Annotated in this window: 1 protein-coding gene; it reads left to right on the forward strand. The window is 68.0% G+C overall.

Annotation, left to right across the window (positions count from 1 at the left end; genetic code table 11):
* Nucleotides 1–141: 141 nt before the first annotated feature.
* On the forward strand, nt 142–572 hold a 431-nt coding region (locus FL311_RS43530; protein WP_228557488.1), incomplete at its 3' end, for a transposase.

Consider the following 572-nt stretch of genomic DNA (forward strand, 5'->3'; position numbering starts at 1 on the left):
GGTCGTGTCCCTATAAGTGTGTAGTCGGCAAGGACGGAGGCGCGGAAAAGAGGGAAGCTCCTCGGTGAAACCAAACCGAGATGGTCCTCCTTTGGCGAGGAGGCCGAGGAGTTCCCCGACGTGGACGATACCGAGTTTGCCGTGCCCTCGCACGAGGAGGTGCGCACCGACGTGCGCGGGCTGTTCCTGGGAGCCATCCGCATGACGCTGGAGATGCTGCTGGAGGAGGAGATTCGGGGCCTGGTGGGGGCGGGGCGCTGGCAGCAGGTGGCGGGGCGCAAGGACCAGCGCAATGGCAGCTACCTGCGCGGCCTCTTGACGTCCATGGGCCACTTGGAGGTGGCGGTGCCCCGGACCCGGGCCAGCGGAGCGGCGGGGGCGGTGCTGGGCCGCTACAAGCGGCGCAGCGAGGAACTCGACGAGGCGATTACCAGCGCGTACGTGCAGGGCGTCTCCACGCGGAAGATGGGCAAGGTGACGAGGGCGCTGATGGGCGAGGACGTCTCGCGCTCGACGGTGAGCCGGGTGACGAAGTCCCTCGAAGAGAAGGTGGAGGGCTTGCGCACCCAGCC

Origin of the sequence: Myxococcus sp. AB025B (assembly GCF_006518215.1) — a bacterium.
In the GTDB taxonomy this organism is placed as follows: Bacteria; Myxococcota; Myxococcia; order Myxococcales; family Myxococcaceae; genus Myxococcus; species Myxococcus fulvus.